General features: G+C 66.1%; 5 protein-coding genes. 3 read left to right on the top strand and 2 right to left on the bottom strand.

Annotation, left to right across the window (positions count from 1 at the left end):
* Positions 1-68: 68 nt before the first annotated feature.
* A complete protein-coding gene (pal, locus tag F4Y45_17580; GenBank protein MXY26318.1) occupies positions 69-431 on the top strand; it encodes a peptidoglycan-associated lipoprotein Pal in 363 nt (120 codons plus the stop codon).
* 78 nt (positions 432-509) lie between these two features.
* On the opposite strand, the gene F4Y45_17575 is transcribed toward pal, so the two are convergent.
* Both F4Y45_17575 and F4Y45_17570 read right to left on the bottom strand, forming a co-directional pair.
* On the bottom strand, positions 510-1,457 hold the full coding sequence (locus tag F4Y45_17575; GenBank protein ID MXY26317.1) for a dihydroorotate dehydrogenase: 948 nt from the start codon (positions 1,455-1,457) through the stop codon (positions 510-512).
* Positions 1,439-2,341, bottom strand: a complete 903-nt coding sequence (locus F4Y45_17570; protein MXY26316.1) for a dihydroorotate dehydrogenase electron transfer subunit — start codon at positions 2,339-2,341, stop codon at positions 1,439-1,441. Before F4Y45_17570 ends, F4Y45_17575 begins: the two co-directional genes overlap by 19 nt.
* 73 nt (positions 2,342-2,414) lie before the next feature.
* Between F4Y45_17570 and F4Y45_17565 the strand changes: the two genes are divergently transcribed.
* On the top strand, positions 2,415-5,357 hold the full coding sequence (locus tag F4Y45_17565; protein ID MXY26315.1) for a TonB-dependent receptor: 2,943 nt from the start codon (positions 2,415-2,417) through the stop codon (positions 5,355-5,357).
* Positions 5,358-5,420: 63 nt separating this feature from the next.
* Positions 5,421-5,993 (top strand): bifunctional pyr operon transcriptional regulator/uracil phosphoribosyltransferase PyrR, encoded by a 573-nt coding sequence (gene pyrR / locus F4Y45_17560; protein ID MXY26314.1) that lies wholly within the window; start codon positions 5,421-5,423, stop codon positions 5,991-5,993.
* Positions 5,994-6,065 lie beyond the last annotated feature (72 nt).

The raw sequence follows: 6,065 nt of genomic DNA, 5'->3' as shown, positions 1-6,065 counted from the left end.
CGCCACCTCCGCCGCCACCTCCGCCGCCGCCTCCGGGTCCGCTGAGTCCGGAGGAGTTGTTCGAGCGGATGTCACTCGACGAGCTCAACAGCACGGCGCCGCTTGATCCAGTCTTCTTCAATTACGACGAAGCGGAGATCCTGCCGGAAGCACGTACCATCCTGCAGCGCAACGCCGACTGGATGCGGATGTGGCCGTCTACGCGGATTCGCGTCGAAGGGCATTGCGACGAGCGGGGCACCAACGAGTACAACCTTGCTCTGGGTGATGAACGCGCGAACGCGGTGCGCGACTATATGGTCAGCCTGGGAATCCAGGCGAGCCGCGTTCAGACGGTCAGCCGCGGCGAAGAGTCGCCCTTCTGCAGCGACAGTCACGAGGGTTGCTGGTCCCGCAACCGTCGTGGCCACTTCGTGATCACCGCGAAGTAGGCGCGTCCCGAATGGGGCGCGTTCTGGCCGCGCGCCCTGACGGGCGCGCCGCCAGTTACCTGTACGCGGCGCGGTGCTCTATGAACTGACCCAGGCCGTGTCCCGGCCCGTCAGGTCGACTGTGCCGACAAGCTCGTCCACTCCAGCGAATTCGTGCCGCTCGAGGTACTCGAGCAGGCCCGTCGTCAGCTTTGGCCAGATCCCCGGATCCTCGAAGTTCGCCGTTCCCACCTGAACCGCGCTGGCTCCGGCGATCAGGAATTCCGCGACGTCGCGGGCGCTCGCAATCCCCCCCATCCCGATGATCGGAATGGAGACCGCCTCCCGGCACTCGTACACCATCCGAACCGCGATCGGCCGGATCGCGGGTCCGCTCAGTCCGCCCACCACATTCGACAGAAGGGGCCGCCGCGTCTCGACATCGATCGCCATCGCCAGAAAAGTGTTGACCAGTGACACCGCGTCCGCCCCGGCGTCTTCGGCCGCACGGGCCATCAAGGCGATGTCGGTCACGTTCGGTGTCAGCTTGGGGATAATCGGCAGTCGGGTCGCGGCGCGGACGGCCCGCACGACGTCGCCGACACCGCTGGTGCTGCAGCCGAACGTATGTCCGCCCTCGTTGATATTGGGGCACGAGATATTGATCTCGATCGCCGCCACCCCTTCGGCGGCGGAGAGGATGCGCGCCAGCTCGGCGTACTCGGCGACCGTCGAACCGCAGATGTTGACGATGACGGTGGCGCCCGCATCTCGAAGCGCGGGCAGCTTCTCATCGACGAAACGGTGGACGCCGATTCCCTGCAGACCAATCGCGTTCAGCATGCCGGCCGGCGTTTCGACGATGCGGGGGGGAGGATGTCCGTCGCGGGGTTCGAGGAACAGCCCTTTTACGGCCACGCCGCCGAGCGAAGCCAGATCTACCAGATGCGCGTACTCGACGCCGTAGCCGAAGCAGCCGCTCGCCGCAATGATCGGGTTGGTCAGGCGAAGGCCGCCAACGTCGATGCTCAGGTCAGGTCGGCCCACGCGACTCGCGTTCCCTCGAAGACCGGTCCGTCCACGCAGCCGCGGACGAACCGTGAGCCGTTTCCCGTTACCGGCACTACACAACTGTAGCAACCGCCCATGCCGCAGCCCATGACCGGTTCCAGCGACACCTCGAGGCCGAACCGACCCTCAGCGCCGACCGTGGCCGTCAGCTCCGCCACGGCCCGCATCATCGGAGTTGGTCCGCAGGCATATACCTGGACGGGCCGCCGGCCGGCGGCGGCCGCCGCGAGTTCCCGGCGCAGAGGCACGGTGACGCGACCCGCCTCGCCGCGCGTCCCGTCTTCGGTCGTCAACACGACCCGGACGCCGAGCTGCTCGAAGAACGGTATGCGGTACAGGTCGTCGGCAGAGCGCCCGCCATAGAAGAGCGCGGTCTCTACCCCTCGTTCCCGCAACTGTTCCGCCAGTGTTGCGAACGGCGCCAGCCCGACGCCACCCGCCACCATCCAGGCCGCCACCGGGGGGTTGACCAGCGTGAATGAACGGCCGAGCGGTCCGAGGCACCGGATCCTGTCGCCCGGCTCGATGGCGAACAGCTCCCGCGTCACCGTCCCGATTGCCTTGCTCAGAAGCGATAGCCCGCGGACCGTCCCGTCCCCGTCGCGCAGCACTTCGAATACGGAGAAAGGCCGCCGCAACAAGGGGTCCTGCCCGAGCGCCCGCTTGACCATCACGAACTGTCCCGGCCCTGTCCGTTCCGCGATTGCGGGAGCGTCAAGCTCGAGGATGTTGTAGATGCCGGATAGTCGATGGTTCGCGAGCACGGCGGCATCGACGTCGAGCGGAGGCAACACGGCGCGAGTATACGTCCGATGAGTTTTCCCGCGCGTCATTCGGGTGAAACGCGGTGTTGGTAGCATTTCTCAGGTCAGTAGGGCGGCCGAATCGACGGACGGTCCGTGCGTCGGGCCGCACCCGAACGGAGGACCATTGATGAAGCGGAGGCTGGCGAGGGTCGTCACCGGGTCGGTATTGCTGGGATTGGCAGCGGTTGGCGTATGGCCGGCCGAGGCGCAGCAGTCATTGTCGACGGTGCAGGGACATGTGGTTGATGACTCGGGCGCCGTCGTGCCCGGCGCGACAGTCGTGCTGCGTGACGTGGAACGCGGCTTGACGCGGACTGAATTCACCGATGGCCGTGGGTTCTACACGGTGCGGCTGGTCCCGAGCGGAAGATACGACCTGGAGGTAGCGCTGTCGGGATTCCAGACGGTCCGGCGGGAGGCGGTGCAACTACTGGTCGGTCAGGTGGTCGAACTCGACTTCACCCTCGGGCTGGCCGCGGTAGAGGAGACCATCATCGTCACCGGTGAGACGCCGCTGATCGAAGCGGGACGAGCCAGCGCGGCCGGCTATGTCGACGAGACCGAGATCTCCGCGCTGCCGATCTCCGGGCGCGATTTCGTTCAGTTTGCCCTGCTCAAGCCGACGGTAAAGGTCGAACCGCAACGCGGCGGAATCTCGCTCGCCGGTCAGCGCGGGATCAACACGGGTTTGACTATCGACGGCACCGACGCGAAAAGCGCCTTCTTCGGGTACGGCCGGGGCGGCGAAGCGACCGAGAACGACGGTCTGGTCATCGCGCAAGAATCGGTGAAGGAGTTCCAGGTCGTGACGAGCGGCTATGCGCCGGAGGTGGGCCGGTCGGGCGGCGGATACATCAATGTCGTGACCAAGAGCGGCACGAACGTTCACTCCGGTTCCGCCTTCCTGTTCTTCCGCAACAACCAGATGAGCGCACGCCTGCCGCGCTCACCGCTGGACGCGCACCGTGGCGTTTCGGCTGGCGACAGCCGCTACGATGTCGACGAGTTCCGTCGCTACAACGGCGGCGCGTCCCTCGGCGGGCCGGTTCTGGAGAACCGGACGCACTACTTCATCTCCTGGGATCAGACGCTGAGAACGCAGCCGTTCATCCGTGACATTCGCGGCCGTGGGCACTACGACGCGGTAGCCGGCCTCTTCCCGAATCTGCTGACCGGGTTCACGCCGAACGACGACGGGTTGGCGGCGCCCGATCCAGCGGCCGGCCGGACCGCGAGCGGCGCCTTCGCTCGCGACACGCGCAACCTGATCCTCTTCGGCAAGCTGACCCACCGGCTGAATGACCGGAACAACCTGTCGGTCCGTTACAACTTCACCGACTATCAACGCGGGTCGGACTACGTGGCGGAGGAATCGAGAAAGCTGGAGAAGACCACCTCCCTCGTGACCTCGCTGGTCTCGCAGGTGGGTTCGGCCGGCGTCAACGAATTGCGCCTGCAGTATGCGACGGACAGCCTTGATCGGCTCTCCAACCTGGAACCGTCGGATCTCCAGGCGAATTTCCGGATCTTCTCCCCGTCGTTCGGATCGTTCGGCAAACCCTGGTACCTGCCAATCTTCATCGACGAACGAAAGCTGCAGGTCCAGAACCGCTATTCCGTGCTGGCCGGCCAGCACGATATCCGTCTCGGAGTCGACTTCACCTGGGACAACCCGTCGGAGTACTTCGCCGGAAACGCCGATGGCCGGTACGACTTCAACTCCATCGACGACTTCCTCGCGGGGCGCCCCAGCCGGGCGCGGATCTTCTTCGGTGACGTAAGCAACCCGAACTTCGACGTCAATCAGCAGATGCTCGGGCTCTATGCCCAGGACACCTGGACTCCGAACCCCCGGCTGACTCTCAACTACGGCATCCGCTGGGATGCGAGTTTCAACGAAGGGGCCATAGATCATGTCCTTGCGGAGGGAAGGAACGTCCCCGACGACCTCGACAACGTGGCCCCGCGTTTCGGTTTCACCTGGGCAATCGACGATTCCTCCATCCTGCGCGGCGGCGGCGGCACGTTCTACGCCCGCACGCCGTCGCTGCTGCTCTTCTCGGCCCACACCGAAACCGGCGTGTTCCCGCGCTACGGCAACGCCATCGTGAGGCCGGGGGACATCGGCTACGCGCCGCTGGGCGATCCCATTGACAACGCGAACCCCCCGGCCGGGTTGATTCCCGGCCTCAGCTACGTTTCGCCCGACTTCGAGGATGCGCGCACGACGCGGTTCAACGTCGGCTACGAGCGCGACCTCGGAGGCGGCATCGCGGCAACCCTGGACGTCATGCACGCGAGAGGCGATCACTTGACCGCGAACATCGACGCCAACGTTCCTGCGCCCGGCCGCGATGCATACGGGCGTCCGGTCTATGCCGGCCACCGAATCGATCCCCGCTACGGCACCATCCTCGTCCGTTCGTCGATTGGGCGGTCGGAGTACACGGCGGTGACCGCAGGCCTCCGCAAGCAGTTCCTGAACGGCCTGCAGTTCCAGGCGCACTACACCTGGTCGCGTGACCGGTCGAACGATGACAACGAGCGTTCGTCCGGCGGACTGACGCTCACCGATCCGTCCGACCCGGACTACGACTGGGGCCTGTCGAGTCGCGACATTCCCCACCGCCTGGTCGCGAGCGGCGTCGGCGAGCTGCCCGGCGGGGTGCAGGTCAGCGGCATTCTGACGGTGCAGTCAGGGTCGCCGTTCACCGTCCTGGATCCGAGGGTCGGCTTCCATCGCCATCCGAACTTCAGTGTCGGTCCATTCGGATCGCAGACGCGAGCCGTGCTGGGCGGCCAACTGGCGCCGATCAACGGCGAACGCAACGAGATGGTCCGGAACGTCGACCTCCGCCTGACGAAGCGGATCGCAGCCGGCGGCGCCACCCTGGAGGCGATGTTCGAAGTGTTCAACGTGTTCAACACCGGGACGTTCCGGGTCGGAAGCTTCGATCAGCAGGAAGTAACGCTGGAGGACGGTGTCACGGCCAACCCCGAGTTCGGCCTGGGGTCCGCGCTGGTCCAGCCGCAGCGGCAGATGCAGCTCGGTTTCCGGTTCCTCTGGTAGCGCGTGTGATAGCATCGGCTCGACTCTTTAATAGCGGTCCGGCGAGGCCGCAAAGAGGTGACGATGCCGGTGATGATGGCGGCGGACCGTATCGGCCATGCGCTGACGCGGATCGCCCATGAGATTGTCGAGCGGAATCGGGGCGCTGACGATCTCGCGCTGATCGGCATCCGCCGTCGCGGCATCCATGTCGCGGACCGGCTGGCCAGGCTGCTTCGGGAGATCACCGGGCAGGACGTTCCGACCGGCACGCTCGACATCACGCTGTACCGCGACGACCTGATGCACCAGGCGCTCGGTCCGCAGCCGGTGCTTCACCGTACCGATATTCCTTTTTCCATCGACGACCGGCGGGTCGTGCTTGTGGACGATGTACTGTTCACCGGGCGGACCATCCGCGCCGCCCTCGACGCCATCATCGATTTCGGCCGCCCACGGGTCATCCAGCTCGTGGTGCTCGTCGACCGCGGCCATCGCGAACTGCCGATCAAGGCGGACTACGTCGGCAAGAACGTGCCCACCGCGCGCCGGGAGAGCGTTGCGGTGCTGCTGCGGGAAGAAGACGGCATGGACGAAGTGCGCGTGGAGAGACTGAACGACGTCGTGGACGACAGCGCGCGCGGGGAGACGGGATGACCATCGAAGCGCGGGCGGGCGGGGGCGGCGGGGGTGGCCTACTCGATCTCACGTCGCCGCCGGCGCAGGTGC

It is taken from the genome of Acidobacteriota bacterium (assembly GCA_009838525.1).
GTDB lineage: Bacteria > Acidobacteriota > Vicinamibacteria > Vicinamibacterales > UBA8438 > VXRJ01.
The sequence above is the reverse complement of the archived record's forward strand: the minus strand, read 5'-3'. Positions and strand labels throughout refer to the sequence as shown.